At 50.0% G+C, this 26,864-nt stretch carries 28 protein-coding genes; 15 read left to right on the top strand and 13 right to left on the bottom strand.

Annotated features, from left to right (window positions below; translation table 11 throughout):
• Positions 1–35: 35 nt before the first annotated feature.
• Entirely contained in the window at positions 36–287 is a 252-nt protein-coding gene (gene grxC / locus OGV83_RS09240) for a glutaredoxin 3 (RefSeq protein WP_047358806.1), read from the bottom strand.
• A gap of 27 nt (positions 288–314) precedes the next feature.
• Positions 315–746 carry a rhodanese-like domain-containing protein gene (locus OGV83_RS09245; RefSeq protein ID WP_012135748.1) on the bottom strand — a complete coding sequence of 144 codons (432 nt, stop codon included), beginning with the start codon at positions 744–746 and terminating at the stop codon, positions 315–317.
• Positions 747–993: 247 nt separating this feature from the next.
• Here OGV83_RS09245 and gpmM point away from each other — a divergent pair, with 247 nt between their 5' ends.
• Genes gpmM through OGV83_RS09260 form a run of 3 tightly spaced genes read left to right on the top strand, consistent with a single transcriptional unit; the run spans position 994 to position 4,800 of the window.
• Entirely contained in the window at positions 994–2,538 is a 1,545-nt protein-coding gene (gene gpmM / locus OGV83_RS09250) for a 2,3-bisphosphoglycerate-independent phosphoglycerate mutase (RefSeq protein ID WP_286463475.1), read from the top strand.
• A 33-nt stretch (positions 2,539–2,571) separates the two neighbouring features.
• Entirely contained in the window at positions 2,572–3,831 is a 1,260-nt protein-coding gene (gene envC, locus OGV83_RS09255) for a murein hydrolase activator EnvC (RefSeq protein WP_230012564.1), read from the top strand.
• Positions 3,832–3,834: 3 nt separating this feature from the next.
• Positions 3,835–4,800, top strand: coding sequence for a divergent polysaccharide deacetylase family protein (locus OGV83_RS09260; protein ID WP_286463476.1), 966 nt, complete (start codon positions 3,835–3,837; stop codon positions 4,798–4,800).
• Here OGV83_RS09260 and OGV83_RS09265 read toward each other — a convergent pair.
• On the bottom strand, positions 4,787–5,821 hold the full coding sequence (locus OGV83_RS09265; RefSeq protein ID WP_101744170.1) for a glycosyltransferase: 1,035 nt from the start codon (positions 5,819–5,821) through the stop codon (positions 4,787–4,789). The two genes, OGV83_RS09260 and OGV83_RS09265, sit on opposite strands and share 14 nt — an antisense overlap.
• A gap of 179 nt (positions 5,822–6,000) precedes the next feature.
• Here OGV83_RS09265 and rfaY point away from each other — a divergent pair, with 179 nt between their 5' ends.
• Positions 6,001–6,687 carry a lipopolysaccharide core heptose(II) kinase RfaY gene (rfaY, locus tag OGV83_RS09270; RefSeq protein ID WP_230009581.1) on the top strand — a complete coding sequence of 229 codons (687 nt, stop codon included), beginning with the start codon at positions 6,001–6,003 and terminating at the stop codon, positions 6,685–6,687.
• A 53-nt stretch (positions 6,688–6,740) separates the two neighbouring features.
• Here the strand turns inward: rfaY and tdh are convergent, their stop codons facing one another.
• Positions 6,741–7,766: an L-threonine 3-dehydrogenase gene (gene tdh / locus OGV83_RS09275; RefSeq protein ID WP_012135756.1), complete on the bottom strand. Its 1,026-nt coding sequence runs from the start codon at positions 7,764–7,766 to the stop codon at positions 6,741–6,743.
• A 9-nt stretch (positions 7,767–7,775) separates the two neighbouring features.
• Positions 7,776–8,972: a glycine C-acetyltransferase gene (kbl, locus tag OGV83_RS09280; protein ID WP_286463478.1), complete on the bottom strand. Its 1,197-nt coding sequence runs from the start codon at positions 8,970–8,972 to the stop codon at positions 7,776–7,778.
• Positions 8,973–9,187: 215 nt separating this feature from the next.
• Between kbl and rfaD the strand changes: the two genes are divergently transcribed.
• The 7 genes from rfaD to OGV83_RS09315 are packed head-to-tail and all read left to right on the top strand — an operon-like array spanning position 9,188 to position 16,457.
• Positions 9,188–10,120, top strand: a complete 933-nt coding sequence (gene rfaD, locus OGV83_RS09285) for an ADP-glyceromanno-heptose 6-epimerase (RefSeq protein ID WP_012135758.1) — start codon at positions 9,188–9,190, stop codon at positions 10,118–10,120.
• Positions 10,121–10,128: 8 nt separating this feature from the next.
• Positions 10,129–11,175: an ADP-heptose--LPS heptosyltransferase RfaF gene (rfaF, locus tag OGV83_RS09290; protein ID WP_286451018.1), complete on the top strand. Its 1,047-nt coding sequence runs from the start codon at positions 10,129–10,131 to the stop codon at positions 11,173–11,175.
• A 3-nt stretch (positions 11,176–11,178) separates the two neighbouring features.
• Positions 11,179–12,147 (top strand): lipopolysaccharide heptosyltransferase RfaC, encoded by a 969-nt coding sequence (gene rfaC / locus OGV83_RS09295; RefSeq protein WP_230009575.1) that lies wholly within the window; start codon positions 11,179–11,181, stop codon positions 12,145–12,147.
• 18 nt (positions 12,148–12,165) lie between these two features.
• The gene (locus OGV83_RS09300) at positions 12,166–13,449 is read left to right on the top strand and encodes an O-antigen ligase family protein (protein ID WP_181421280.1); all 1,284 of its coding nucleotides are present in this window, start codon (positions 12,166–12,168) and stop codon (positions 13,447–13,449) included.
• Positions 13,442–14,455 (top strand): glycosyltransferase family 2 protein, encoded by a 1,014-nt coding sequence (locus OGV83_RS09305; protein WP_047460269.1) that lies wholly within the window; start codon positions 13,442–13,444, stop codon positions 14,453–14,455. The genes OGV83_RS09300 and OGV83_RS09305 overlap by 8 nt, the downstream gene beginning before the upstream one ends.
• A 1-nt stretch (position 14,456) precedes the next feature.
• Entirely contained in the window at positions 14,457–15,512 is a 1,056-nt protein-coding gene (gene rfaQ / locus OGV83_RS09310) for a lipopolysaccharide core heptosyltransferase RfaQ (RefSeq protein WP_047460266.1), read from the top strand.
• On the top strand, positions 15,513–16,457 hold the full coding sequence (locus OGV83_RS09315) for a glycosyltransferase family 8 protein (RefSeq protein ID WP_130028281.1): 945 nt from the start codon (positions 15,513–15,515) through the stop codon (positions 16,455–16,457).
• Positions 16,458–16,482: 25 nt separating this feature from the next.
• On the opposite strand, the gene OGV83_RS09320 is transcribed toward OGV83_RS09315, so the two are convergent.
• The 4 genes from OGV83_RS09320 to OGV83_RS09335 are packed head-to-tail and all read right to left on the bottom strand — an operon-like array spanning position 16,483 to position 20,478.
• The gene (locus OGV83_RS09320; protein ID WP_130028282.1) at positions 16,483–17,475 is read right to left on the bottom strand and encodes a glycosyltransferase family 8 protein; all 993 of its coding nucleotides are present in this window, start codon (positions 17,473–17,475) and stop codon (positions 16,483–16,485) included.
• 37 nt (positions 17,476–17,512) lie between these two features.
• The gene (locus tag OGV83_RS09325; protein WP_199972344.1) at positions 17,513–18,532 is read right to left on the bottom strand and encodes a glycosyltransferase family 8 protein; all 1,020 of its coding nucleotides are present in this window, start codon (positions 18,530–18,532) and stop codon (positions 17,513–17,515) included.
• Positions 18,533–18,563: 31 nt separating this feature from the next.
• Positions 18,564–19,361, bottom strand: a complete 798-nt coding sequence (rfaP, locus tag OGV83_RS09330; RefSeq protein ID WP_286463482.1) for a lipopolysaccharide core heptose(I) kinase RfaP — start codon at positions 19,359–19,361, stop codon at positions 18,564–18,566.
• Complete coding sequence (locus tag OGV83_RS09335; protein WP_047460257.1) at positions 19,354–20,478, bottom strand: glycosyltransferase family 4 protein; 1,125 nt, start codon at positions 20,476–20,478, stop codon at positions 19,354–19,356. The genes rfaP and OGV83_RS09335 overlap by 8 nt, the downstream gene beginning before the upstream one ends.
• Before the next feature lie 422 nt (positions 20,479–20,900).
• Between OGV83_RS09335 and waaA the strand changes: the two genes are divergently transcribed.
• Both waaA and coaD read left to right on the top strand, forming a co-directional pair.
• Complete coding sequence (gene waaA / locus OGV83_RS09340) at positions 20,901–22,178, top strand: lipid IV(A) 3-deoxy-D-manno-octulosonic acid transferase (protein ID WP_012135770.1); 1,278 nt, start codon at positions 20,901–20,903, stop codon at positions 22,176–22,178.
• A gap of 8 nt (positions 22,179–22,186) precedes the next feature.
• Complete coding sequence (gene coaD, locus OGV83_RS09345; protein ID WP_286463484.1) at positions 22,187–22,666, top strand: pantetheine-phosphate adenylyltransferase; 480 nt, start codon at positions 22,187–22,189, stop codon at positions 22,664–22,666.
• A gap of 51 nt (positions 22,667–22,717) precedes the next feature.
• Here the strand turns inward: coaD and mutM are convergent, their stop codons facing one another.
• The 4 genes from mutM to radC form a co-directional block, all read right to left on the bottom strand.
• Positions 22,718–23,527: a bifunctional DNA-formamidopyrimidine glycosylase/DNA-(apurinic or apyrimidinic site) lyase gene (mutM, locus tag OGV83_RS09350; RefSeq protein WP_071259180.1), complete on the bottom strand. Its 810-nt coding sequence runs from the start codon at positions 23,525–23,527 to the stop codon at positions 22,718–22,720.
• A gap of 98 nt (positions 23,528–23,625) precedes the next feature.
• Complete coding sequence (gene rpmG / locus OGV83_RS09355; RefSeq protein WP_001051798.1) at positions 23,626–23,793, bottom strand: 50S ribosomal protein L33; 168 nt, start codon at positions 23,791–23,793, stop codon at positions 23,626–23,628.
• Positions 23,794–23,813: 20 nt separating this feature from the next.
• Positions 23,814–24,050: a 50S ribosomal protein L28 gene (gene rpmB, locus OGV83_RS09360; protein ID WP_003024071.1), complete on the bottom strand. Its 237-nt coding sequence runs from the start codon at positions 24,048–24,050 to the stop codon at positions 23,814–23,816.
• Between the two features lie 216 nt (positions 24,051–24,266).
• The gene (gene radC, locus OGV83_RS09365) at positions 24,267–24,929 is read right to left on the bottom strand and encodes a RadC family protein (protein ID WP_047460249.1); all 663 of its coding nucleotides are present in this window, start codon (positions 24,927–24,929) and stop codon (positions 24,267–24,269) included.
• Between the two features lie 173 nt (positions 24,930–25,102).
• Between radC and coaBC the strand changes: the two genes are divergently transcribed.
• The gene (gene coaBC / locus OGV83_RS09370; protein ID WP_200028903.1) at positions 25,103–26,323 is read left to right on the top strand and encodes a bifunctional phosphopantothenoylcysteine decarboxylase/phosphopantothenate--cysteine ligase CoaBC; all 1,221 of its coding nucleotides are present in this window, start codon (positions 25,103–25,105) and stop codon (positions 26,321–26,323) included.
• Positions 26,301–26,759 (top strand): dUTP diphosphatase, encoded by a 459-nt coding sequence (gene dut, locus OGV83_RS09375; RefSeq protein ID WP_006687626.1) that lies wholly within the window; start codon positions 26,301–26,303, stop codon positions 26,757–26,759. Before coaBC ends, dut begins: the two co-directional genes overlap by 23 nt.
• The last annotated feature ends 105 nt before the right edge of the window (positions 26,760–26,864 follow it).

Consider the following 26,864-nt stretch of genomic DNA (forward strand, 5'->3'; position numbering starts at 1 on the left):
CTTTAGTGTTGTCCTTAAAATACTTGCGGCATGTTTTAACGCAGCAGGGGATCCAGTCCACCACGCGCATCCAACGCATACAAGTCGTCACAGCCGCCAATGTGCTGTGCATCAATAAAAATCTGCGGAACCGTCGTGCGGCCACTACGCTTGATCATCTCTTCACGTTTTACGGCATCGCCGTCAATCGGAAGTTCCTGGAAACTCACACCCTTACTGCTCAACAGCGCTTTTGCACGATGGCAAAACGGGCAGGTTGCTTTGGTGTAGATCTCGATGTTGGCCATGACTTATCTCCCGTGTTGAGTAACGCGTTATTTCCCGCGCACTAATGGCAGGTTCTCACCGCTCCAGCCCGCAACGCCTTCTTTCAGCACAAAAACTTTCTCAAAGCCCGCTTTGATCAGTGCGTTTGCGGATTCCTGACACTGCATACCGGAACCATCAACCACGATCAGAGGCTTATCTTTGTGCTTTTCAAGCTCGCCAACGTTGTTGGCCTTGATTTCGCTCGGCAGCAGGTTAGTCGCGCCCGCGATATGGCCTTTGCGGAAGTCGTCACGCTGACGTAAATCCACCACAACGGCGTCTTCTTTGTTGATAAGACGCGTCGCTTCGCCGCGAGTAATAACCTTAACTTTAGACATCAGGCCTTTGAAAGTGGTGAACAACACCGCCACCAGTAACGCAATCCAGGCGATACTCAGTATGGGATGGCGGCCAACAAATTGCATAATTTCTTGCATGGGGGGTAACAACTCCCGACTCAGTGATTAAAAAACCAGGAAAGGAGTATACCTGCGCGTTGGCGCAAATACAGCCAGAGCGTGCAATGGATTGCATTTTTGCGGGGCGCTACGGAAAAAAAACGTCGATCCGCGCCGTCCCCGGCTCGCTCTCTGCCCCATTCTTTGATCTTCTGAGGCTATTTTATCGATTCAGCTGTAGTAAAATTACGCAATTATTTTGTCTATTGAGTGTGAGGTTGTCGCAATGTCGGTTTCTAAAAAACCTATGGTACTGGTGATTCTGGATGGCTATGGCTACCGTGAAGACAGCCAGGATAACGCCATTTTGAATGCCAAAACCCCGGTAATGGATGCTCTGTGGGCAAAACGTCCGCATACCCTGATCGACGCTTCCGGTCTGGAAGTGGGTCTGCCGGACCGTCAGATGGGCAACTCCGAAGTGGGTCACGTTAACCTGGGCGCGGGCCGTATCGTGTATCAGGATCTGACGCGCCTGGATGTTGAAATTAAAGAACGTACCTTCTTCGCTAACCCGGTACTGACGGCGGCGGTCGATCAGGCGAAAAATACCGGTAAAGCCGTGCACATTATGGGCCTGCTGTCTGCGGGCGGCGTGCACAGCCACGAAGATCACATCATGGCGATGGTCGAACTGGCCGCAGAACGCGGCGCAGAGAAAATTTATCTGCACGCCTTCCTTGATGGCCGCGATACCCCGCCACGCAGCGCGGAATCCTCGCTGAAAAAATTCGAAGACAAGTTTGCCGCGCTGGGCAAAGGCCGCGTAGCGTCCATTATTGGTCGTTACTATGCAATGGACCGCGACAACCGCTGGGATCGCGTTGAGCAGGCCTATGACCTGATGACGCTGGCGCAGGGTGAATTCCAGGCCGATACCGCCGTTGCTGGCCTGCAGGCCGCTTACGCGCGCGACGAAAACGACGAATTTGTGAAAGCGACCGTCATTCGCGCGGAAGGTCAGGCCGATGCCGCGATGGAAGACGGCGACACGCTGATTTTCATGAACTTCCGTGCTGACCGCGCCCGCGAAATTACCCGCGCGTTCGTTAATGCTGATTTCGACGGCTTCGCCCGTAAGAAAGTGGTTAATCTGAACTTCGTCATGCTGACCGAGTACGCCGCTGATATCAAAACCGCCGTGGCTTACCCACCGGCATCGCTGGCAAACACCTTCGGCGAGTGGATGGCGAAGAACGACAAAACCCAACTGCGCATTTCCGAAACGGAAAAATACGCCCACGTCACCTTCTTCTTCAACGGCGGCGTAGAAGAACCGTTTGCAGGCGAAGAACGCATCCTGATCAACTCGCCTAAAGTGGCGACCTACGATCTACAGCCGGAAATGAGTTCCGCAGAACTGACCGAAAAACTGGTTGCGGCTATCGGGAGCGGTAAATACGACACCATCATTTGTAACTACCCGAACGGCGATATGGTCGGTCACACTGGCGTGATGGAAGCGGCGGTTAAAGCGGTTGAAGCACTGGATCACTGCGTTGAGCAGGTTGTTAAAGCGGTTGAGTCCGTTGGCGGCCAACTGCTGATCACCGCAGACCACGGCAACGCCGAGCAGATGCGCGACCCATCCACCGGCCAGGCGCACACCGCGCATACCAACCTGCCGGTTCCGCTGATTTATGTCGGCGCGAAAAGCGTAAAAGCGGTCGAAGGCGGCAAACTTTCTGATATCGCACCGACGATGTTGACGCTGATGGGTATGGAAATCCCGAAAGAGATGACTGGTAAGCCGCTGTTCATCGTGGAATAATCCTTCCCCATGAGGGGAAAGGCGTTTAATTCCATTACACGGGCCGTGAAACCACGCAGGTTTTCAGTCAGACCCATGATTTACGCCAGCGTGTTGAGCGCTGGCGTATTGTTGTGCGCCTTTTCCGCCCATGCGGATGACCGCGATCAGCTCAAATCTATCCAGGCGGATATCGCCGCCAAAGAGCGTGCCGTACGCCAGCAACAGCAGCAACGTTCCAGTTTGCTCGCACAGCTCAAAACGCAGGAAGAGGCCATCTCCGCCGCCGCGCGTAAACTGCGTGAAACCCAGAATACCCTTGCCCAGTTGAATAAGCAGATCGACGCGATGAACGCGTCTATCGCGAAGCTGGAACAACAAAAAGCCATTCAGGAACGCAGCCTTGCCGCGCAGCTGGATGCGGCGTTTCGCCAGGGCGAGCATACGGGGATTCAGCTCATTCTTAGCGGTGAAGAGAGCCAGCGCGGGCAGCGTTTGCAGGCCTATTTCGGTTATCTGAACCAGGCGCGCCAGGACACCATTGCCGAACTGAAACAGACGCGTGAAGAGGTGGCGTCTCAGAAAGCGGCGCTGGAAGAGAAACAGAGCCAGCAACAGACGCTGCTGTATGAACAACGCGCCCAACAGGCGAAGCTGGAGCAGGCGCGTAATGAGCGTCAGAAAACGATCGCCGGTCTTGAGTCGTCAATCCAGCAGGGGCAACAGCAGTTAAGTGAATTGCGGGCGAACGAATCCCGCCTGCGCAACAGCATCGCGCGCGCAGAGGCGGCCGCCAAAGCCCGGGCGGAGCGAGAAGCCCGCGAAGCGCAGGCGGTGCGCAATCGTCAGCAGGAAGCCACCCGCAAAGGCACAACCTACAAACCAACCGAAAGCGAAAAATCGTTGATGTCCCGTACCGGCGGTCTGGGTTCACCGCGCGGTCAGGCATTCTGGCCCGTTCGCGGCCCAACTCTGCATCGTTATGGCGAACAGCTGCAAGGTGAGCTACGTTGGAAAGGGATGGTTATCGGTGCGTCTGAAGGCACTGAAGTCAAAGCAATTGCGGACGGTAGGGTGATTCTGGCGGACTGGTTGCAGGGCTACGGTCTGGTCGTCGTCGTGGAACACGGTAAAGGCGATATGAGCCTTTACGGGTATAACCAGAGCGCACTGGTCAGCGTTGGCACACAGGTTCGCGCAGGCCAGCCTATTGCGCTTGTAGGCAGCAGCGGCGGTCAGGGCCGACCGTCACTCTATTTCGAAATTCGTCGCCAGGGTCAGGCCGTCAATCCACAGCCGTGGTTGGGAAGATAAGTTTTGCCTCACTTTCGTCGCACAATACTCTCACTCGCCAGCCTGCTGGCATTCGCCTTCCCTGTTTTTGCTGGCAAACTCGCCATCGTAATCGACGATTTTGGTTATCGTCCACACAATGAAAATCAGGTGCTGGCGATGCCGTCCGCCCTCTCCGTTGCCGTCCTGCCCAATGCCCCACATGCCCGTGAAATGGCAACCAAAGCGCACAACAGCGGGCATGAGGTGCTGATCCATCTGCCGATGGCGCCGCTGAGCAAGCAGCCGCTGGAGAAAGATACGCTGCGCCCGGAGATGAGCAGCGACGAAATTGAACGCATTATTCGCGATGCAGTGAATAAGGTGCCGTATGCCGTGGGTCTCAACAACCACATGGGCAGCGCGATGACCTCCAGCCTGTTCGGCATGCAAAAAGTGATGCAGGCGCTGGAGCGTTATAATCTTTACTTCCTCGACAGCATGACCATTGGCAACAGTCAGGCGATGCGTGCCGCCTCCGGGACGGGCGTGAAGGTGATTAAGCGCAAAGTGTTCCTTGATGATACGCAGAACGAAGCGGATATTCGTCGCCAGTTTAATCGCGCCATTGAGTTAGCTCGTCGCAACGGGTCAGCTATCGCGATTGGGCACCCGCATCCATCAACAGTGCGAGTCCTTCAGCAGATGGTCTATAACCTGCCTGCGGATATTACGCTGGTGCGTCCGAGCAGCCTGCTCAACGAGCCGCAGACAGATACCTCTACGCCAAATCTGACGCCGCCGAAAAACGGTACGCCGGATGCGCCGCGAAATCCGTTCCGCGGCGTGAAGGTGTGTAAATCGAAGAAACCGTTAGAACCTGTCTACGCCAGCCGGTTCTTTAGCGTGTTAAGCGAAAGCATTACGCAGAGCACGATGGTGAACTACTTCCGGCATCAGTGGCAAGGCTGGGGCAAGATCGCTGCCCCCCAGAACGCTAACGCGGATTAATCGCTTTACGGGCAACGCGGTGGTGCGAGGCCGTTTTATCACGCCACCGGTATAACCGACCCGACCACAACAGCGCCTGATAAGCCGCCTTCGCGCTTCGTATGTTAAGCATCATGCGCTTATACATGCCGGAGGCAAATATTTCGGCGATCATCCGCTGGCGAATAAGCGTGTCCTGCTCCTTACGCACCGCATGACACACCCGCAGCGCTTCCCAGGTAATTTGTTGCTTAAATTCAGGATAGACGGGAATGCGATCCGCATAATCACTATTCAGCTTTTCTAATAAACGCGTGATTTTAATGTAGTGTCGCTGGTAATGCAGATTACGCTCACCTTGTCGTTTCAGGCGGCTAACAGACTGATCGTGAAGAAAATATTTATACAACGCCTGTTCGGTATAGCGTACGCGCGTGGCATTGAACATCACTTCCGTGGTCCACAGAATATCCTGATGATGTAATCCAGGAACAAAGCCAATCGCGTGTTTTTCAATAAGGGCGCGCCGATAAACGCCCATCCAGACAACATGCGTCCAGCGGCGTGAAGCCAGCCCCATACGCAGCCAGTCCGGGCCGGTTAATACCCCTGTCGACCGAATGCGATCCGTGGGGATGGATGGCCAGGTATGCCCCGTCTCAAGAATGCACCAGTCTGCATTACACTGCGCCACATCCAGGTCATCCTGTAGCGCCATGGTCATCAGCGTTTCATACATGTTCGGATACACCAAATCATCGGCATCGACAAAAGCAACGTAGTCGCCGGTCGCCGCAGCCAACCCCCGGTTGCGGGCCACGGACGCGCCTGCATTATCCTGATGCAACAGGTGAACATGTGAATGGGTATCGGCAAAATGCCTTGCGATATCAACGGAGTTGTCGGTAGACCCGTCGTTAACAATGATGATCTCCAGCGCATTCCATGTTTGTGCAATCAAAGATTCCATGCATGCCTGGAAGCTATTACCCGCATTGTATAACGGAATAATAACACTCAGTGTACTTGTGCTGCTTTTCATAGAATGGCCCGTCAGTCTTTAATACATTGGCCCTTTCTACCGTGCTTTCATTAAGAAATTATTAAGTCCAGTGGAGATAATGGTTAAGGCGCACAAAACACCCTACAGATGAGAAGCCTCACCATGTATACTACGCCTTCGTATTATACGTATTTAGAATACTTATCTTGAGGGAAGTGATGACCATCAGTAAGACACATGAAAAGGGCTATACGGTCTATTACAAAGAGGAAAATAAAGACCTTAAGTCCCTGATGGATAAGTATATGAATAACGAAATCAGTGGCAAACCGCTGAACAGCGGCAACGAATTCCGCAGCGTAGAACTTGTTGAATACCAGTCACGGAAGTTCATCATCAAAAACGATCGCGAAATAGACCCACGATTTGAGAAAAAGATTCAGAATTTTCTCTCCGGGCCTTTTTATTCTCAGCTGCTCCAAAAACTGGACCGCCTGGCGCCACAAGTGCGTGCCTGTACCGCCGATCTCTACTGTGTGGCCGAGAAAACACGTTTTCGCCAGTGCTATGATGTGTATACCCTTCATGAATATATTGAAGGGGAGCCATTAAATGATATTAATGAAAGCAATAAAGAAGATATTAAGGCGTGTATTCAGCAACTGCACCGGGCAGGTCTGGCCTCCAATGATATTCATGCCGGAAACTTTATCCGCACACCTTCCGGGGAATTGCGCATCATCGACTTATCCTGCAAAGGAAGTCTGAAAATTTGCCAGGCAAATGATATTTTAGTATTACAAAATAAATACCATATGAATATTGAAGGTCAGGGTCTGGTTTATAAACTTATTCAGCTTAAAGAGAAATTCAGACGCTTATCCCGCAAGATGCGCGGAAAATAAAAACGCCATTTTACGGCCAGGTTCGGGAAAACCTGGCCGCCAGCAGGATGCTATCAGTCCCAGCTCAGAATCACTTTTCCTGACTGGCCTGAACGCATCGCATCAAAGCCTTTCTGGAACTCATCGATGGAGAAACGGTGGGTGATGATCGGAGACAGATCCAGACCAGACTGAATCAGCGCCGCCATCTTATACCAGGTTTCAAACATCTCACGACCGTAAATACCTTTAATAAACAGCCCCTTGAAGATCACCTTCGTCCAGTCGATAGACATATCTGAAGGTGGAATCCCCAGCATCGCGATACGACCGCCGTGGTTCATGGTATCCAGCATGGCGCGAAACGCAGGCGGCGCACCGGACATCTCCAGGCCGACATCAAACCCTTCGGTCATGCCCAGATTAGCCATCACGTCGGTCAGGTTCTCTTTCGCGACGTTCACCGTGTGGATGATGCCCATTTTACGCGCCAGTTCCAGACGGTACTCATTCACATCCGTGATCACAACATGACGCGCGCCCACATGTTTCGCTACCGCCGCCGCCATGATGCCGATCGGGCCTGCCCCGGAAACCAGCACATCTTCACCGACCAGATCGAACGACAGCGCCGTGTGTACGGCATTGCCGAAGGGGTCGAAGATAGAGGCTAAATCATCGGAGATGTTATCCGGGATCTTAAAGGCGTTAAACGCCGGAAGTACCAGATATTCCGCAAAACAACCGGGACGGTTAACACCGACACCCAGAGTATTGCGGCACAAATGCGTGCGGCCACCGCGACAGTTACGACAATGGCCGCAGGTAATATGGCCTTCGCCGGAAACGCGATCGCCAATCCTGAAGCCTTTAACTTCCTGACCGATACCGACCACCTCGCCGACATATTCATGCCCTACCACCATCGGAACCGGGATGGTTTTTTGCGACCATTCATCCCAGTTATAGATGTGAACGTCAGTGCCGCAGATGGCTGTTTTACGGATTTTAATCAGCAGATCGTTATGCCCGACTTCCGGTACCGGAACGTCAGTCATCCAGATGCCCTCTTCCGCTTTCAGTTTGGATAACGCTTTCATCTCACATCCTCAGGCAATAACGCCCAGTTGTTTACCAATACGTGTGAACGCCTCAACCGCACGCGTGATTTGCTCAGGGGTATGCGCCGCAGACATCTGGGTACGAATACGCGCCTGACCTTTCGGTACAACCGGATAGAAGAATCCGGTCACGTAAATCCCCTCTTTTTGCAGTTCTCGGGCAAATTGCTGCGCAACCACCGCATCACCCAGCATCACTGGAATAATAGCGTGATCGGCGCCAGCCAGCGTGAAGCCCGCAGCGGACATTTGCTCACGGAACTGACGCGCATTCGCCCACAGGCGATCGCGCAGTTCTCTCCCCGCCTCAACCATCTCCAGCACTTTAAGGGAGGCCGCCACAATGGCAGGCGCCAGGGAGTTAGAAAACAGATACGGACGGGAACGCTGACGCAGCCACTCCACCACCTCTTTACGCGCCGCCGTATAACCGCCAGATGCCCCACCCAGCGCTTTGCCTAACGTACCGGTAATGATGTCCACGCGTCCCATCACGTCACAGTATTCGTGAGAACCGCGACCATTCTCCCCGACAAAACCGACAGCATGGGAGTCATCAACCATCACCAGCGCGCCGTAAATGTCTGCCAGGTCACAGACGCCTTTCAGGTTGGCGATAACGCCGTCCATCGAGAACACGCCGTCGGTGGCGATCAGCACATGACGAGCGCCAGCTTCACGGGCCTCTTTCAGACGCGCTTCCAGCTCCTGCATATCGTTGTTGGCATAGCGAAAACGCTTCGCTTTACACAGACGAACGCCATCAATAATCGAGGCGTGGTTTAACGCATCCGAGATAATCGCATCTTCTGCGCCCAGCAGGGTTTCGAACAAGCCGCCGTTGGCGTCGAAGCAGGAAGAGTACAGAATAGCGTCTTCCATACCGAGGAAGTCCGCCAGTTTTTGCTCCAGCTGTTTATGGCTGTCCTGAGTGCCGCAGATAAAGCGCACTGAAGCCATACCAAACCCGTGAGAATCCATTCCCGCTTTTGCTGCCGCAATCAGTTCGGGATGGTTAGCCAGCCCCAGATAGTTGTTGGCGCAAAAGTTGATGACGTGGCTTCCGTCTGCCACGGTGATGTCCGCCTGCTGCGCAGACGTGATAATGCGCTCTTCTTTAAACAATCCTTCCGCACGGGCGGTTTCCAGATCGTTGGTTAACTGCTTATAAAAATCCCCACGCATTGCGATTCTCCAGACCGGGCAAATTTCAGCACATATTACCCAAAGCTATACATTGATACGAGATGACGCATCATCACTTCTTGAAAATGCAGCATAAATCACGCGTACCCGCACAGCTTATCGGTGAATGGCTGAAGCCTGGGCCGTGTAGTGATATGATAAGAAGTATTCGTGTCTGAGATTGTCTCTGACTCCATAATTCGAAGGTTACAGTTATGATCATCGTTACCGGCGGCGCGGGCTTTATCGGCAGCAACATCGTTAAGTCCCTGAATGATAAAGGCATCACCGATATCCTGGTGGTGGACAACCTGAAAGACGGCACCAAGTTCGTCAACCTGGTGGACCTGAATATTGCTGACTATATGGATAAGGAAGACTTCCTGATCCAGATTATGGCCGGAGAAGAGTTCGGCGATATCGAAGCGGTTTTCCACGAAGGCGCCTGCTCTTCCACCACCGAGTGGGACGGCAAGTATATGATGGACAACAACTATCAATACTCCAAAGAGCTGCTGCACTACTGCCTGGAACGTGACATTCCGTTCCTGTATGCCTCTTCTGCGGCAACTTACGGCGGTCGCACCTCTGATTTCATTGAGTCTCGTGAATATGAGAAACCGCTAAACGTTTACGGCTACTCTAAGTTCCTGTTCGACGAGTATGTACGCCAGATCCTGCCTGAAGCCAGCTCGCAGATTGTGGGTTTCCGCTATTTCAACGTTTACGGACCGCGTGAAGGCCATAAAGGCAGCATGGCGAGCGTCGCTTTCCATCTGAATACTCAGCTCAACAACGGTGAAACGCCGAAACTGTTTGAAGGCAGCGAAAACTTCAAACGCGATTTTGTCTACGTCGGCGACGTGGCTGATGTAAACCTGTGGTTCTGGGAAAACGGCGTGTCCGGCATCTTTAACCTGGGCACCGGGCGCGCGGAATCCTTCCAGGCCGTGGCGGATGCCGCGCTGGCTTATCACAAGAAAAGCGACCTTGAGTACATCCCGTTCCCGGAAAAACTGAAAGGCCGTTACCAGGCGTTCACGCAGGCGGATCTGACCAATCTGCGCGCCGCAGGCTATGACAAACCGTTCAAGACCGTTGCCGAAGGCGTAACGGAGTATATGGCCTGGCTGAATCGCGACGCGTAAGAAGAAACATGAAAATACTGGTGATTGGTCCGTCCTGGGTAGGCGACATGATGATGTCGCAAAGTCTCTATCGCACGCTCAAGGCGCGCTATCCCCAGGCGATAATCGACGTGATGGCGCCCGCGTGGTGCCGCCCGTTATTGTCGCGTATGCCGGAGGTCAACGACGCGATCCCCATGCCGCTTGGCCACGGAGCGCTGGAAATTGGCGAGCGGCGCAAGCTCGGTCATCGTCTGCGTGAAAAGCGCTATGACCGCGCCTATGTTCTGCCGAATTCGTTTAAATCCGCACTCGTTCCTTTCTTTGCCGGCATTCCGCATCGCACCGGCTGGCGCGGCGAGATGCGCTACGGCCTGCTCAACGACGCGCGCGTGTTAAATAAAGAGGCCTGGCCATTAATGGTGGAACGCTATGTGGCGCTGGCCTACGACAAAGGCGTTATGCGAACTGCCCAGGATCTGCCGCAGCCTCTGTTATGGCCGCAGCTACAGGTGAGCGAGGGCGAAAAGTCCCTCATCTGCAACGAATTTTCTCTTTCCGCTGAACGTCCGATGATCGGTTTTTGCCCCGGCGCGGAATTTGGCCCGGCGAAACGCTGGCCGCATTATCACTATGCGGAACTGGCAAAGCAGCTCATCGATGAAGGCCACCAGATCGTCTTGTTTGGCTCAGCAAAAGATCATGACGCCGGAAATGAAATTCTGGCTACACTGAATACTGAGCAGCAGGCCTGGTGCCGCAATCTGGCGGGAGAAACGCAGCTGGAACAAGCTGTTATCCTTCTATCTGCCTGCAAAGCCGTTGTCACGAATGACTCTGGTTTAATGCACGTCGCCGCTGCGCTGAACCGTCCGCTGGTCGCGCTGTACGGCCCCAGCAGCCCGGACTTTACTCCCCCACTTTCGCATAAAGCGCGGGTTATCCGTCTGATTACGGGTTATCACAAGGTGCGCAAAGGGGATACTGCGGAGGGGTATCATCAGAGCCTGATTGACATCACGCCGACGCGTGTCCTGGAAGAACTCAATAGTCTGTTATTACAAGAGGAAGCCTGACGGATGCGGGTTCTGATAGTCAAAACATCATCAATGGGGGATGTGTTACACACATTGCCCGCACTGACTGACGCACAGCAAGTCATCCCGGGTATTCAGTTTGATTGGGTGGTAGAAGAAGGATTCGCGCAAATTCCATCCTGGCACGATGCTGTCGATCGCGTGATTCCCGTCGCTATTCGCCGTTGGCGTAAGGCCTGGTTTTCCGCGCCCATCAAAGCTGAACGTAAAGCCTTTCGCGATGCCGTACAGGCACAGCAATACGATGCGATTATTGATGCCCAGGGGCTGGTAAAAAGCGCGGCGCTGGTCACAAGACTGGGACGCGGCGTAAAGCACGGCATGGACTGGAGTACGGCCCGGGAGCCCCTGGCCAGCCTGTTTTACAACCGAAAGCATCACATCGCTAAAGCGCAGCATGCTGTTGAACGCACCCGCGAGCTGTTCGCCAAAAGCCTGGGGTACAGCAAGCCACAGTCCCAGGGCGATTATGCGATTGCGCAACATTTCCTGAGCAATCTGAATGCAGACGCAGGGCAATATGCGGTATTTTTACACGCAACTACCCGAGACGATAAGCACTGGCCGGAAGCAAACTGGCGAGATCTGATCGGCCAACTGCGTGATGCGGGTGTACGCATTAAGCTGCCCTGGGGTGCGCCCCATGAAGAAGCACGGGCAAAAAGATTAGCGGAAGGATTTGATTATGTGGATGTTTTACCACGAATGAGTCTGGAAGAGGTCGCACGCGAGTTGGCGGGGGCAAAATTTGTAGTGTCCGTTGATACCGGGCTTAGCCATTTAACCGCCGCCCTTGATCGACCTAATATCACGCTGTATGGCCCGACCGATCCGGGACTGATTGGGGGATATGGGAAGAATCAGTGCGCGCAAAAGAGTCATTCAGGGAAGATGTCAACTCTGGGTGCGGATGCCGTCAAAGTATCATTGCTTGATTTTAATTTGCTATAACTTTTAAAGAGATTAATCATGCTTCGTGGACACACGTTTTCTCGCTTTATCCGCAGCACGCAAAATAATCCGTTTAACGTTATCTATTTTTTATTTTATGCCGGGTGCCTGACGACCCTGGCGATGCTGCTGATCAATCCAGACGAAGCTTTAAAAGTTTTTATTGCATGTGCGGTTCTGTCGCTACCGATTATCGGTAAACACAGCAAGTCACTTCTGAGTGATAAGAAAAACCTGCTGTTACCCGTGATGCTGCTGCTCTTCGGTTTAGTACAAATTATTTGGGTTGAGATCTTTAAAGAACCGGGCTCATCCTTTACTGGCGCTTATCGCTCATACCAGAACGGCGGTAAAGTGATGATCTTTGCCGCACTGATTGTCACAGCCCTGCAATCGCCAATCGCATGTGCGATGAAAGATCGTATAACCCGCTACTGGGTGATTGCGACGGCTGTTGGTTTGTATCTTTTTGCGGGTTATCAACTCCTCACCTCACCAGATCCGCTTAACTACCGTGTCGAACTGGGTTTTGAACATCCGACAGGAGCGGCTTATGCGTTGACGTTTGTCGCATTGCTTGCGTCCCAGGCCATCATCAACTTGCGGCTGAAGCATACAATCCTGCTCTATTTATTACACTTTTTGGTATCACTGGCGGTTATCACTATAACGCAAACCCGCGCCGCCATTCTGGTCTATCCGGTTCTGAGCATAGGGCTATTTTTCTTACACTATCGGCATAACCGTACCGTTTTGCTGCGTACGTTACTGGCCTTTATTGTTCTCGCGGGGCTGGCGGCAATCCCTTTAAAATCGGTGATTGAAAAGCGCTATAACAGCTTCGTAACCGATATGCATTCTTACAGTAAGAAGAACAGTAATACCTCGATTGGCGCCCGACTCGCGATGCAACGGGCGGGTATTGATGCTGGAAAAAACCACTACTGGGGCCAATCACTTGAACAACGCGATGCTGGAATGCGGGATTTTGCCCGACAGGATACCTCGTTAAGAGGAGCACTTGGGTTCGTCGACATCCATTTGCATAACGAATTCATTGATACTTTTTCTCTTAAAGGGATTTCTGGCGTCATCGCTCTGCTCTTTTTGTATCTGGCGATGTTTTTAAAAGCTTATACACAACGTAGCCCTCTGTTATTCATCATTTCCAGTGCTATAGTTATCTATGGTTTAAGCGACTTATTATTATACGCCAAAGGTGAAACTCTGAGCAGTATGCTGGCATTATGCGCGGCGATGATGCTGACACCAGGCACGATGAGAGAGTTATGCCATGATTAACGCTTCAGATTATTTGCTGAGCATTATTATACCGGCATACAACAATGCCGAATTCATTACGGATACGCTGGCGTCTTTACATCAGGGCATCACTAATGAGGTAGAAGTAATCATTATTAATGATGGCTCAACGGATTTGACTGAAGAACGCATAAATGCGTTTTATCGCGAACATCATTGCAATAACGTGAAATACATCTACCAGGAAAATCATGGTGTTGCGATTGCCCGCAACGTCGGGCTTTCACATGCGACAGGGAAGTATATTGGCTTTGTTGACAGCGATGACATTATTAGCCCGGATTATTTTTCGGTCCTTCTCCCTAAATTAAGAGAAGAGAAATATGATATCGTTGAATTCAACTTAACCCGTGACATTAATAATCTCTATCAATGCCAAAAAGATAAGCCGGATGCGGTAAAACAGAGTGAAATTACGTTAACTGATGAAAATTTAACGCAGTTATTACCCACATTCCGTGCGGGTCAATGGCACCTTGTAACAAAATTCTTTCGCCGTGACATTATTGGGCAAGACCGCTTTGAAGAACATCATCGTTATGAGGACATTATTTTTTGTCCATTTCAATACTTTAAATGCCATAAGATCTTAAAAATAGATAACAAGCTATATTATTATCGAATAAACGATCGGAGCATTACCGAGAATATTCTTGAAAATGATGCGCAATATATTTTCTTCGCCATGCGTAAAATGTGTGACTATATAAAAGAAAATGATGAAAAACGAACTGTAGCCACATTAATGATCATTAACTGCTTCCTTGAAGGACGCAAGTTACTGCGCAAAAAGAAAGGTTATTATCGCTACGAAGAAGATATGATCAGTGACATTCAAGATGCACTGACATGCTGTGATACAAGTATCGTTAAAAGAAAAGTTATTTATAAAATGAAGTACCCACACATTGATCGTTTTATTTCAAAAATACGATTTAAAGCCATAAACGCTTGCAAAATGTTATTTGTTAGCAAGGAAAGTTAATATGTTTGATAAAGTAGAAAGAATTCTTATTTGCAAGCTTAAGTTTTATGGCGATGTTCTGCTCATTACCCCTGTTATTGCCAGTATTCAGGCACGTTATCCGCACGCAAAAATTGATCTTCTTCTTTATAAAGACACCAGGGCAATTTTGGCTGCTGATGAGAGAATCAACAACTTTTACCTTATTGAAAAAAAGAAAGGTCTGCTGGAAACCATTAAAAATTATATATCGGTACGCCGCCAGCTGAAAAAAAACCACTATGACCTTATTGTCAACTTAACCGAGCAATGGCCTATTGGCGCACTTATCGCTTCCCTACGCCGCCCCTCTATTGCCTTTAAAAGGGACAAGAAGCAGTGGAATTGCCTTTTTACAAAAGTCACACCAACAACCGGAACTCATATTGTTGAGCAAAACTTATCCATTCTAAAAGGCCTCGACTTTAGTGAAAGCGAACTCAAAAAAGAGATGTTGCTCTGCTATCGCGAGAGTGACTATCAATATTTACTGACTCAGCTTCCCGCGCTTTCCACGCAAAAATACGTTGTGATTCAACCCACTGCAAGACAATCGTTTAAGTGCTGGGATGATGAAAAATTTGCGCATGTCATAGATTATTTGCAGCAACGCGGTCTGCATGTTTACCTGACCTGTGGGCCCGCAGTACAAGAACAGCAGCAGGTAGCGCGTATCGCCGGACTGTGTCAATCACCACCAGACCTGACGGTGGCAGGTAAAACGACCTTCCTGCAACTGGCGGCGTTAATCGATCATGCAGTACTGTATATCGGCGTGGACTCCGCCCCCATGCATATGGCTGCCGCATTAGGTACGCCGCAGGTATGTTTGTTTGGCGCCACAAATTATCAACAGTGGAAACCCTGGTCAGATAAAGCTGCGCTGATCTGGGCAGGCGATTATCATCCAATGCCGACCCGGGCAGAACTGGACAGATCCCGGAAATACCTGACCTGGATACCAGAACACGCAGTTATTGACGCTATCGACACTGTGCTCCATGATAGCAACCCGGTTGAAGGAAATGAGACAGCGTAAATGGATAACAAAACTAACGTAATTAATATTGCCTACTGCACAGATGCTAATTATCTGGAGTATGTTGCCGTATCCATTATGTCTGTCATAATGAATAACCCTGAGCAATCTCTTGCATTTTTTGTCTTTGTCTATGATGTCAGTGATGAAGACATTGCGAAGCTACAGTCGACCAGTAATAAAATTCAGGTTATCACGATCGATAAGGCTGATATTGAAAAATATAACAATGATTTTGCGATAAAACATCTCAATCGCTCAACTTATATGCGTCTGGCTGTGCCCCGTTTACTTAAAGACAAAGTAGAGCGTTTTATCTATCTTGATGCCGATACGCTATGCTTTGACTCACTCAGTGAGATTAACAGCGTTGATATTGATAATGTTGTTTGCGCCGTCAGCCATGACTCTCTCAACATTCATGATAATAAACACGCCCGGCGATTAGGGCTGAGCATCGATCACTATTTTAACGCTGGTTTCCTCTATATTAATGTCGCGAACTGGATTAAGCATGACATTGAGCATAAAGCAAATACCGTGTTATTTGAGCAAGGAAAATCATTGCCTTACTTTGATCAGGATGCCCTCAACATTGCAATGAATGGAAATATTACGTTTATTGATAACCGCTGGAATTTCCTGTTTAACTGGTTTACTGACGAACAGAAAGAAAATTTCTTCTATCACAGTGACACGCTGCCAAGAATCATTCATTTTACGGGCGGAAGAAAGCCGTGGTATAAAGAACATACGGGGCTGTCGCAACAGCTTTATGTTTTCTACCACCATTTCACGCCCTGGCGGAATGCAGAGTTACGCTCTTATGCCCCTCGCATGAGACCTACAGATTATCGGGTGTACTCCCGTCAGGCGGCAAAAAAAGGTAATTATTTTACCGCCATAAAATGGTACGCAAAGTACCTCAAAACCAAGATTCATTAAAAAAAGCTCCCCTCGGGGAGCTTTTTTACTTACCTTTGACTTTTTCGGCCAGATAGCCTATGTAGCTGATAATTGAAGAAATATATTTACCCTGTAGCCTTTCATGACGTGACTTCTTCTTATACTGCTTTGGCGTTCTGGCAGGCAACAACGGCACATTCGCCCATGGTGAAGCCTTCCATGCCTCCACAAAATACTGTGCAGACGGATAATTTGCCCAGGAATTCCAGGGTTTAGTTACCCCAATATAGTGAATAAGAATGGTATCTGCCATTATATATTCTTTATAGCGTGATATATCTTTGCTTTTTAACTCTTGTTTTATACCATATATCGCATTGTAGATACGCGGTAAAAAGATCACTTTATTTAAGAAAAGAATATTTAAAACATCCTGATCGGGGAAAGAGAGTTTCTGATTTTTATCCAGGAGGATATCAAATGCAGCACCAATAAAGTTCTGCTCTTTCCACTTTTTAAGATTCGCATAGATCACACCAGAGTTAAAATAATCACTATTTTTCTCAATATCTCTGGCAGGACTATCATCGACGTCCCTTACTACCGCAGCAACATGCTCATCAAGGTTGAGATGACTCAATTCAACAAGTGAGCCTTTACATATCACGTCTGCATCAATGTACAGGAGTGAATCAACTTTTTCGCCTAAATATTCAAATGCGATAAAGCGGAAATACATCGCATGAGACCAGGCATTACCGCTGGGCAATACCTTTAGCCCCTCGGCATCCATAACATATATTGAGATGTTAGTAGAGAATTGCTGCGCCAGCATACTTATTTTCTGTTGATAATCATCATCCACATAATCAGTAAAAAGATGGAAATGGATATTGATGTCTTTATTATGTATCAACACTGATGTCATCGAAATCGCGGCGCCAAACATGAAGTTTTTATCAACACCCCAGGCGATATTGAGCTGTGGACTCTCCCCGGCTGGTGCTTGATTAAAATCAAGTATCTTTTTTATAGACTGATGGCAATCAAAAATCATTCACTACACCTATTTAAATTTATTTTCAACAAGCCACTCAATGCACTTTAGCGCCGTGTAGCTTATTTTTAATATACATTATATGGCTAAATATAGAACGAATATATTTTCGCTGTATCCTTTCATGGCGTGACTTACGCTTATATAATTTTGCCGTATTTGCATTGAGTAACGATTTTTCGGCCCATGCCGATTTTTTATAAGCCTCAATAAAGTACTTAGAAACCGGATAGTTAGCCCACGTATGCCACGGTTTTGTCACGCCGACATAATGAATTAATACCGTACTCTCAGTGATAAAGTCCTGATAACGATATTCATTTTTATTCTTCAGTTCCTGGTCTACGCCATAAATACAATTAAAATCACGCCTCAGCAGGATCACATGCCCAACAAATAAGATATTCAGGATATCCTGGTCAAAATAAAGCAGTTCTTTCTGACGCTCATGCAAAACTTCAAAGGCTTTGGATAACAGTTTTTTTTCTCTCCAGACATGGAGATTAGCGAATACCACCCCTGAATTAAAATAGTCACGAGCTAACTCAGGAATACCCAGTCTCTGCCCGGATTTTAAACGTACTCGATCAATATCATTAACAACAGCCGCATATTCTCCGGCAAAATGAATATCCGTCAGTTCCCGCAGCGAATTTTTACAAACGATATCGGCATCCAGATACAGCACAGAATCCAGTTCACGACTTAAATACTCGAACGCAAAATAGCGATAGTACATCGCATAGGTCCATGCTTTAGTACTCGGCAACTTGCGAAACGCCTCATTATCAAAAACTAAGACCGTTACCGTTGTACCATACATTTGCGTGAGTCGTTCCACGCTTTCCAGGTACTCATCATCAACATAGTCCGTCACAACATAGAAATGGATATCAATATCAGAGTTGTTCACCAACACTGATGTCATTGAAATTCCAGAGCCAAATAAAAAATTTCGATCTACACCATATGCAATATTCAACTTTTTGCTTTTCTGGTGTGTAGCGTTGTCGATAACCTTTTTTTGAATTATTACGTTTTCAAAATCAATGTTCATGATGAGATCACCTCAAACCCTGTATGTGATTTTATAACGCTTTTTTTATCGTTCTTTGTTTGATTTTTTGTGCTTTCGCCACCGCTTGTTCAAGCAAACTGGCTTCCTTGCGAAGAATTTCACGCAGTGGCATCGAGAAATAAATGCGTAAAAAACGATAAATATCTCTCGAGGTCAGGCCAATTTCGAGTGAGGAGAAATAGAGTCCAATCAGATCCTTATCACGCCAGCGACGCGGCACCCGGCGACGAATTTGCGCGCGATGCAGATCAATCACGGAAAGTTTTATATCAGCCACATCAGCCGGTAATGGTTGCTGTAGTAAAAAATGGCAAATATAACAATCCCGATGATTCACCCCACCACGATGCATTTTCCCCACCATCTCCGCCAGTCGGGTGATAATGGTTCGTTTTAAGGTGAGGTCAGGACGTTCCTTACTCCACCTGGCGCAAAAGTCTTCAAGGCTTATTGCCGGCGAGAGATCTTCCGTGATGATAAACGATGTCCGCTGCAACGGATTAAACCCTTTTTGCCCAAACGCGACGCCGGTCATGGTATCAACATTCAGTGATTGCAGACGGTGAATAGCCAGCCACTCACGATCCGCGCCAAGAACGGGCATACGCAAGGAAATGAGGTTTTTTAGCACTTCTTTCAGCGTGGTTCCGTGATGGTATTTCAGGAAATACCCTTTACCCATCATCTCAAAACGCAGCGTCCGCCGGGTCTCCAGAGCGCGGAAAACCTCTCCGTCCAGTTTCGTTACTTCGACAAACGGATCTTTACCTTGCCACTGCGTAGCGAATGGCTCTTTTAATTCAATCATTCTCAAAACCTAAAATGATATCAGCCGCTTTATCAGCCAGACTGTAGAGATCTTCTGTATCGGCAAAGTGTCTTGCATGACTTGCCCATTCACTTCGCTGCTCACCTTTCTCCAGTGCATCGCAGAGGGAAGCATTCAGGACTTCCTGTGCAAAAGGCTCCGGTATAACAACGCCACACTGCGCAGCATTGATATAGTGCGCATATCCACAAACTTCGGTGGTCAGCACGGGTAGCCCGGCGACAATCGCCTCTAATAATACGATTCCGGCCGCTTCCTGAACGGCAGGATGAAGCAGCAAATCAGCAGCAGACATCAGCGCTGAAATATCATCGCGCCCTGAAAAAAACTGCACCTGCTTCTCAATCCCTAATTGACGCGCCTGGGCCTGATACCGGTCGGCCTTGTCTTGCCCGACAACCATCAATCGCGTACGTTGACGTATTGCTTCAGGTAAAGAAGCTACCGCCAGTAACGTTCTTGGTACGCCTTTGCGTTTAAAATCCGAACCTACCTGCAAAAGCAGGAACTGATCTAACCCAATACCATTTTTTTCTCTGACAATCTGTCTGCTGTTTTCAGGTTGCTGGCTGTATTTCCTGTCCGGGTATATCCCTGGCGGCAAAATATGAAAACGGCGATCCTCAGTATGATAATGATGCTTAAAGTCACCGATTTGCTTATTTGTTAACATCAAAAGCTCGGTATGAGCACCTTGCTGGAAGGTCGCTTTTTCAAAAGCTGCATAGTGCTTATAACGACTGGTCAGCTTATAAAAGAAACCCTTTTCACGGGCGACTTTTTCCGCGTAGCACACATCTGCCGCATAATAGACATCAAGCCCGGGCATTTTATTAAACCCAACGACGCGATCGACGGGATGTTGGCTCAGGTAACTCTGAACCCACTGATAATACTGCTCATTTTTTCCATGATTAGTTCTGGCAGTCACCGGAACAAGGATAATTTCAAGGTCGGAGGGACGTTCGCCCTGCCACTGCTGAGTCAATACCTGAACATGATGGCCACGCGCCGCAACCGTATGCGCTATTCGCAGGAAATCACGCTGCAACCCGCCATAGGGAAAATATTTGTACAAACAAAAAGCAATGGTCATGCAATAATATCCGCGTTACGTCGCCAAACATCCCAGGCCAGGCAGGTAAAAGCGCCGTAATCCTTGTCTGCAAACAAAGACTACCCTCCATATTCCCGGCGCCCTGAAGGCTGATGGCTGCCTGAATTTGCGCAATAGTATACCATTGATTAGCTCCCGAACCGAAATGAATGTTTTTTAAGCAAAAAGTTAATTTTTAATTTCAAAACAATAAGATGTAAACCATTACTACTGAAGGACAGAGTACGATTTCACGCGTTATTCGGCGTTAACAGCCTGTTTTGATGTATCTGGAGAAAAACACCTACCGCAAATAATGTATTGTCAATTCAGGTGTTTTAGTGCAACAAGGATAAAAATGATGGTAAAGCCCAGGCTAAATACATAGAATCCCCAGCACATCCATCAGTCAGCTATTTACTATGCTCGAATTGCTTTACACCGCCCTTCTCTACCTTATTCAGCCCTTGATCTGGATACGGCTTTGGGTGCGTGGACGTAAAGCGCCAGCCTACCGTAAACGCTGGGGCGAACGTTACGGTTTTTACCGTCATCCGCTTAAACCTGGCGGGATCATGCTGCATTCCGTCTCTGTGGGTGAAACACTGGCGGCAATTCCTTTAGTTCGCGCCCTGCGACACCGTTATCCTGATTTACCGATTACCGTCACCACCATGACGCCTACCGGCTCAGAGCGCGTACAGTCCGCATTCGGCAGCGATGTTCAACACGTCTATCTTCCTTATGATTTGCCCGATGCGCTCAACCGTTTCCTGAATAAAGTTGACCCTAAACTGGTGTTGATTATGGAAACTGAGCTCTGGCCGAACCTGATTGCCGCGCTGCATAAACGTCATATTCCGTTGGTTATCGCCAACGCGCGCCTTTCCGCCCGGTCGGCTGCTGGCTATACAAAGCTGGGGAAATTTGTTCGCAGACTGCTGCGGCGCATTACGCTAATCGCGGCGCAGAATGAAGAAGATGGCGCGCGTTTTATCGCGTTGGGTGCGAAAAATAACCAGCTCACCGTCACCGGCAGTCTGAAATTTGATATTTCCGTGACGCCGCAGCTTGCAGCAAAAGCGGTTACGCTGCGTCGCCAGTGGGCGCCGCACCGCCCGGTGTGGATCGCCACCAGTACGCATGACGGCGAAGAGAGTATTGTTATCGCCGCCCATCAGGCATTGCTGCATCAATTCCCTAACCTGCTGCTGATTCTGGTTCCTCGCCATCCAGAGCGGTTCCCGGATGCGATTAACCTCGTGCGCCAGGCAGGGCTCAGCTATACCACGCGTTCCTCAGGAGAGGTGCCGTCCGCCAGTACCCAGGTTGTTATTGGCGATACAATGGGCGAATTAATGCTACTGTATGGTATTGCGGATCTCGCATTTGTCGGCGGTTCGCTGGTTGAACGCGGAGGACATAACCCGCTGGAAGCTGCCGCACACGCGATACCGGTATTGATGGGCCCTCATACCTTTAACTTCAAAGATATTTGTGCCCGACTGGAGCAAGCAAGCGGGCTGATTACCGTAACCGATGCCACTACGCTGGTAAAAGAGGTTTCGTCTTTACTGACCGACGCGGATTATCGTAATTTCTACGGTCGACACGCCGTTGAAGTGCTGTACCAAAACCAGGGTGCGCTACAGCGTCTGTTACAACTGCTGGAACCTTACCTGCCACCGAAAACGCATTGAGGGCTGTCATGCAAAAACGGGCGATTTACCCAGGAACCTTCGATCCGATCACCAACGGCCATATTGATATCGTGACACGCGCGACGCAGATGTTCGATCACGTTATCCTCGCCATTGCCGCCAGCCCCAGCAAAAAACCGATGTTTACCCTTGAAGAGCGTGTAGCGCTGGCGCAACAGGCGACGGCGCACCTCGGCAACGTGGAAGTCATGGGATTCAGCGACTTAATGGCCAACTTCGCGCGCGTTCAGCAGGCCAATATTTTGATTCGCGGCTTGCGCGCCGTGGCTGATTTTGAATATGAAATGCAGTTGGCGCACATGAATCGCCATTTAATGCCGCAGCTTGAAAGCGTTTTCCTGATGCCTTCAAAAGAGTGGTCTTTTATCTCTTCTTCGCTGGTAAAAGAAGTGGCGCGCCATCAGGGCGACGTTACCCACTTCTTACCGGAGAACGTTCATCAGGCCCTGATGGATAAGCTGAAGTAAAACGCTTTTGCCGGATGGCGCGTCAGCGCGTTATCCGGCCTGCAATCCATCTTATTTCTGACACTGACGGCAGTAGAACGTCGCCCGTTGCGCGTGTTTAGTTGCAACGATCGGCGTACCGCAAACCCGGCACGGTTCCCCTTTACGCCCGTAAACCTGCAACTCCTGAGCAAAATAGCCCGGCTTACCGTCGCTTTGCAGAAAATCTTTCAACGTTGTACCCCCCTGCTCGATGGAACGCAGTAAAACGGCCTTAATCACGCGGGCCAGCAGCTCACACTCAGCCTGCGATAATGACGACGCCAGACGGTCAGGATGGATGCCTGCCGCAAACAACGACTCGCTGGCGTAGATATTTCCCACGCCCACCACCAGTTTGTTATCCATCAGCCAGGGTTTAATTGCCGTTTTCTTCTTCGCACATTTCTGCTGCAAATAGGCCCCGTTAAAATCGTCGCTCAGCGGCTCAGGGCCGAGATGCGCCAGCACGTTATGCCCTTCCAGCTCTTTCGTCCACAGCCAGGCGCCAAAGCGGCGAGGATCGGTGTAGCGCAGGACTTTGCCATTGCTCATCACCAGATCAACGTGGTCATGTTTTTCAGCGGGAAGTTCTTCAGGAAGGATACGCAAACTGCCCGACATTCCCAGATGAATGATGATCCAGCCATCCGGTAACTCCAGCAGCAAATATTTCGCGCGGCGTTGAACGCTGAGAACGGGTTTATCGCTCAGGCGGTAGATCTCTTCCGATACCGGCCAGCGCAGACGTCCATTACGCACATTGGCATGCAGAATGGTTGCCCCAACCAGATGCGGTTCAATGCCGCGGCGGCTGGTTTCAACTTCAGGTAATTCAGGCATAACGTCTCCGGCTCTGTTTCAGATCTCATTAATATGGGGACGGCCAGAAAACAAAAAACCCCGCCGAAGCGAGGTTTTTCACTACATCAAAGCGAGAATTATTTGATTTTCGCTTCTTTGTAGATAACGTGCTGACGGACAACTGGATCGAACTTTTTCAGTTCCAGTTTTTCCGGCTTAGTACGTTTGTTCTTCGTGGTGGTATAGAAGTGACCAGTACCAGCAGAAGAAACCAGCTTGATTTTCTCACGAATACCTTTAGCCATGATTTATTTCCTCTAAGTACTTAGTACTTTTCGCCACGGGCACGCAGTTCGGACAGAACTGTTTCGATGCCTTTCTTATCAATTACACGCATACCTTTAGCAGATACACGCAGGGTGACAAAACGCTTCTCGCTCTCAACCCAGAAACGGTGAGAGTGCAGGTTAGGCAGGAAACGGCGTTTAGTCGCGTTCAGTGCGTGGGAACGGTTGTTACCGGTCACCGGACGCTTGCCAGTAACTTGGCAGACTCGGGACATGTCTATTCTCCAAAAATCAAATTAGCTCGAGCTTCGTATGGGGTATTGGCGCCTCGTCAGGCTTCTCAGCCTGGTTATCGCAGTTCATTGTGAACTCTCGATTGCCAGGCCCAAATGCCAAACCCGAGATTCTCAAAGGTGGCGTAGTATACGCTGTGTAAGCGATGTGCTCAAGTCCCGAACAGACAAAGATCCCGATGGATCGCGCGAAGTGTTCTAAATCCAACCACGTTCGGCAAAAGAAACGTACTCTCCGCGCCCAATCACAAGGTGATCCAGTACTCGTATATCCATGAACTGACAACATTTTACGACACGTTCGGTGATGAGTTTATCCGCTTTGCTCGGTTCTGCACACCCCGAGGGGTGATTATGCGCAAGGATCACCGCAGAAGCATTTAATTTTATCGCCTCGCGGATAATCTCGCGCGGATGCACCTCGACATGATTCAGCGTGCCGGAAAAAAGACGGCTGTGTTTAATCACCCGGTGCCGGGCATCCAGAAAGATCACCAGGAAGATCTCCCGCTCTTCCCCCGCCAACTGGCTTTGCAGAAACTCACGCGTCATTTCCGGGCTTAACAACGCGTTTTCCTTCATCATACGCGCTTTGTAATAGCGCCTTGCCAGTTCGGCAATCCCCTTAAGCTGCGCATACTTAGCGATACCGATACCTGTACCGCGAAATTGCGCGAAATCCGCAGACAGCAACCCATAGAGCGACCCACTGCGTTGCAGCGTTTCATGCGCCAGAGCCATCACATCTTTTCCTGGCACTCCTGTACGTAAAAAGAGCGCCAGCAGTTCAACATCCGTCAGCGAACCAATTCCTGACTTCAACATTTTTTCCCGGGGCATTAAACGTTCCGGCGCATCCATACGTTCACCTCCTTAAGCACGCCTCATGGTGGCATAGCTCCTGGGGTGAATCGACGCCCGTATTTCACTCCTGCGTAGCGCCTCGCAAAGTGAATTACGGGCAACTGCACGACGGGATTCAGGATTGTGATAAAATGTCCGCCTTCTGGTGCAATCCAACAGGAAAGATCATGATGAGCCTGGCTGGCAAAAAAATCGTTCTCGGCGTGAGCGGCGGCATTGCTGCCTATAAAACCCCTGAACTGGTGCGTCGTTTACGCGAACGCGGCGCCGACGTCCGCGTGGCGATGACCGAAGCGGCAAAAGCCTTTATCACGCCCCTGAGCCTACAGGCGGTGTCGGGTTATCCCGTTTCTGACAGTCTGCTTGACCCTGCCGCAGAAGCCGCGATGGGCCATATTGAGCTGGGGAAATGGGCGGATTTAGTTATCCTCGCGCCAGCCACGGCAGATCTGATCGCTCGCGTCGCTGCCGGTATGGCCAACGATCTGGTTTCAACGATTTGTCTGGCGACACCCGCCCCGATTGCCGTACTTCCGGCCATGAACCAGCAAATGTATCGCGCCGCCGCCACGCAACATAATCTGGATGTACTCGCGTCACGCGGAATGCTCATCTGGGGGCCGGACAGCGGCAGCCAGGCGTGTGGAGACGTGGGGCCAGGACGCATGCTCGATCCGTTGACCATTGTGGATATGGCGGCAGCGCATTTCTCCCCTGTCAACGATCTGCAACATCTCAACATCATGATTACGGCGGGCCCGACGCGCGAGCCGCTCGATCCGGTGCGTTATATCTCTAACCACAGCTCCGGTAAGATGGGATTTGCCATTGCCGCCGCCGCCGCACGACGCGGCGCCAACGTTACGCTGGTTTCCGGCCCCGTTGCGCTGCCCACGCCACCTTTTGTTCAGCGCATTGATGTGATGACCGCGCTGGAAATGGAAGCGGCAGTCCAGGCTGCGGTTCAGAAGCAGCATATTTTCATCGGCTGTGCTGCGGTTGCTGACTACCGTGCAGCCGCCGTCGCCAGCGAAAAAATTAAAAAACAAGCGACGCAGGGCGATGAATTAACAGTAAAAATGGTCAAGAACCCTGATATTGTCGCCGGGGTCGCCGCACTCAAAGACAAGCGACCTTATGTCGTTGGGTTTGCCGCGGAAACAAATAATGTGGAAGAATACGCCCGGCAAAAACGTATCCGCAAAAACCTTGATCTGATCTGCGCGAACGATGTTTCGCTTTCAACTCAAGGATTTAATAGCGACAGCAACGCATTACACCTTTTCTGGCAGGATGGAGATAAAGCCTTACCGCTCGAACGGAAAGCGCTCCTGGGCCAATTATTACTCGACGAGATCGTGACCCGTTATGATGAAAAAAATCGACGTTAAGATTCTGGACCCGCGCGTTGGGCAGCAATTTCCGCTTCCAACTTATGCCACCTCCGGCTCCGCCGGACTTGACCTGCGCGCCTGTCTCGATGACGCCGTAGAACTGGCGCCTGGCGCAACAACGCTGGTGCCGACCGGTCTGGCGATTCATATTGCCGATCCGTCTCTGGCGGCGGTAATGCTGCCACGTTCCGGCCTGGGCCATAAGCATGGTATTGTGCTCGGCAATCTGGTCGGCCTGATCGACTCTGACTATCAGGGTCAGTTAATGGTTTCCATCTGGAACCGTGGCCAGGACAGCTTTACCATTGAGCCGGGCGAACGTATTGCTCAGATGGTTTTCGTACCGGTTGTACAGGCCGAATTTAATCTGGTGGAAGAGTTTGAAGCCACCGACCGTGGTGAAGGCGGCTTCGGCCATTCTGGTCGCAAGTAAGACATTTACGCATCCTGATAACGACATAACATCGCCGCAAACGCTGAGTTTGCGGTCATAGTGTGGATGCTCGCCTGGCAAGTGCTTATTTTCAGGGGTATTTTG

This window comes from Citrobacter sp. CK189 (genome assembly GCF_030333505.1).
In the GTDB taxonomy this organism is placed as follows: Bacteria; Pseudomonadota; Gammaproteobacteria; order Enterobacterales; family Enterobacteriaceae; genus Citrobacter_B; species Citrobacter_B koseri.

What these genes read in the sequence shown, in the direction of transcription:
- grxC (WP_047358806.1), bottom strand. Translation starts at nt 287, where the DNA reads ATGGCCAACATCGAGATCTACACCAAAGCAACCTGCCCGTTTTGCCAT.
- OGV83_RS09245 (WP_012135748.1), bottom strand. Translation starts at nt 746, where the DNA reads ATGCAAGAAATTATGCAATTTGTTGGCCGCCATCCCATACTGAGTATC.
- gpmM (WP_286463475.1), top strand. Translation starts at nt 994, where the DNA reads ATGTCGGTTTCTAAAAAACCTATGGTACTGGTGATTCTGGATGGCTAT.
- OGV83_RS09265 (WP_101744170.1), bottom strand. Translation starts at nt 5,821, where the DNA reads ATGAAAAGCAGCACAAGTACACTGAGTGTTATTATTCCGTTATACAAT.
- rfaY (WP_230009581.1), top strand. Translation starts at nt 6,001, where the DNA reads ATGACCATCAGTAAGACACATGAAAAGGGCTATACGGTCTATTACAAA.
- tdh (WP_012135756.1), bottom strand. Translation starts at nt 7,766, where the DNA reads ATGAAAGCGTTATCCAAACTGAAAGCGGAAGAGGGCATCTGGATGACT.
- kbl (WP_286463478.1), bottom strand. Translation starts at nt 8,972, where the DNA reads ATGCGTGGGGATTTTTATAAGCAGTTAACCAACGATCTGGAAACCGCC.
- rfaD (WP_012135758.1), top strand. Translation starts at nt 9,188, where the DNA reads ATGATCATCGTTACCGGCGGCGCGGGCTTTATCGGCAGCAACATCGTT.
- rfaF (WP_286451018.1), top strand. Translation starts at nt 10,129, where the DNA reads ATGAAAATACTGGTGATTGGTCCGTCCTGGGTAGGCGACATGATGATG.
- rfaC (WP_230009575.1), top strand. Translation starts at nt 11,179, where the DNA reads ATGCGGGTTCTGATAGTCAAAACATCATCAATGGGGGATGTGTTACAC.
- OGV83_RS09300 (WP_181421280.1), top strand. Translation starts at nt 12,166, where the DNA reads ATGCTTCGTGGACACACGTTTTCTCGCTTTATCCGCAGCACGCAAAAT.
- OGV83_RS09305 (WP_047460269.1), top strand. Translation starts at nt 13,442, where the DNA reads ATGATTAACGCTTCAGATTATTTGCTGAGCATTATTATACCGGCATAC.
- rfaQ (WP_047460266.1), top strand. Translation starts at nt 14,457, where the DNA reads ATGTTTGATAAAGTAGAAAGAATTCTTATTTGCAAGCTTAAGTTTTAT.
- OGV83_RS09315 (WP_130028281.1), top strand. Translation starts at nt 15,513, where the DNA reads ATGGATAACAAAACTAACGTAATTAATATTGCCTACTGCACAGATGCT.
- OGV83_RS09320 (WP_130028282.1), bottom strand. Translation starts at nt 17,475, where the DNA reads ATGATTTTTGATTGCCATCAGTCTATAAAAAAGATACTTGATTTTAAT.
- OGV83_RS09325 (WP_199972344.1), bottom strand. Translation starts at nt 18,532, where the DNA reads ATGAACATTGATTTTGAAAACGTAATAATTCAAAAAAAGGTTATCGAC.
- rfaP (WP_286463482.1), bottom strand. Translation starts at nt 19,361, where the DNA reads ATGATTGAATTAAAAGAGCCATTCGCTACGCAGTGGCAAGGTAAAGAT.
- OGV83_RS09335 (WP_047460257.1), bottom strand. Translation starts at nt 20,478, where the DNA reads ATGACCATTGCTTTTTGTTTGTACAAATATTTTCCCTATGGCGGGTTG.
- waaA (WP_012135770.1), top strand. Translation starts at nt 20,901, where the DNA reads ATGCTCGAATTGCTTTACACCGCCCTTCTCTACCTTATTCAGCCCTTG.
- coaD (WP_286463484.1), top strand. Translation starts at nt 22,187, where the DNA reads ATGCAAAAACGGGCGATTTACCCAGGAACCTTCGATCCGATCACCAAC.
- mutM (WP_071259180.1), bottom strand. Translation starts at nt 23,527, where the DNA reads ATGCCTGAATTACCTGAAGTTGAAACCAGCCGCCGCGGCATTGAACCG.
- rpmG (WP_001051798.1), bottom strand. Translation starts at nt 23,793, where the DNA reads ATGGCTAAAGGTATTCGTGAGAAAATCAAGCTGGTTTCTTCTGCTGGT.
- rpmB (WP_003024071.1), bottom strand. Translation starts at nt 24,050, where the DNA reads ATGTCCCGAGTCTGCCAAGTTACTGGCAAGCGTCCGGTGACCGGTAAC.
- radC (WP_047460249.1), bottom strand. Translation starts at nt 24,929, where the DNA reads ATGGATGCGCCGGAACGTTTAATGCCCCGGGAAAAAATGTTGAAGTCA.
- coaBC (WP_200028903.1), top strand. Translation starts at nt 25,103, where the DNA reads ATGAGCCTGGCTGGCAAAAAAATCGTTCTCGGCGTGAGCGGCGGCATT.
- dut (WP_006687626.1), top strand. Translation starts at nt 26,301, where the DNA reads ATGATGAAAAAAATCGACGTTAAGATTCTGGACCCGCGCGTTGGGCAG.